1 protein-coding gene is annotated in these 500 nt (G+C 63.8%); it reads left to right on the top strand.

Annotated features, from left to right (window positions below):
- Window positions 1-500: adenylyl-sulfate kinase (gene cysC / locus AC07U1_RS22290; RefSeq protein ID WP_495178972.1), on the top strand; the 500-nt coding region annotated here is incomplete at both ends.

The following is a 500-nucleotide window of genomic DNA, read 5'->3' as shown; positions in this document are numbered from 1 at the left end:
GCGGGCATGCTGCACTTCAGCCTGCGCCGCGCCCAGAATGTCCATTGGCAGGCGCTCGACATCGGCCGCGAGGCGCACGCCGCGCTCAAGAACCAGAAGCCCGCCGTTCTCTGGTTCACCGGGCTCTCGGGCTCGGGCAAGTCGACGATCGCCAACCTCGTCGAGAAGAAGCTGCACCGGATGAACCGGCATACCTTCCTGCTCGACGGCGACAATGTCCGCCACGGACTGAACAAGGACCTCGGCTTTACCGAGGCCGACCGGATCGAGAATATCCGCCGCGTCGGCGAGGTCGCCAAGCTGATGACCGACGCCGGGCTGATCGTGATCACCGCGTTCATCAGCCCGTTCAAGGTCGAACGCGACATGGTCCGATCGATGCTGCCCGAAGGCGAGTTTATCGAGATATTCATCGACACGCCCCTGGTCGAGGCCGAGAAGCGCGACGTCAAGGGGCTCTACAAGAAAGCGCGCGCCGGGCAGCTCAAGAACTTCACCGG

Source organism: Sphingopyxis sp. GW821-FHT02C12 (genome assembly GCF_059421785.1).
Note: the sequence above shows the minus strand (reverse complement) of the source record. Positions and strands in the feature narration are given on the sequence as shown.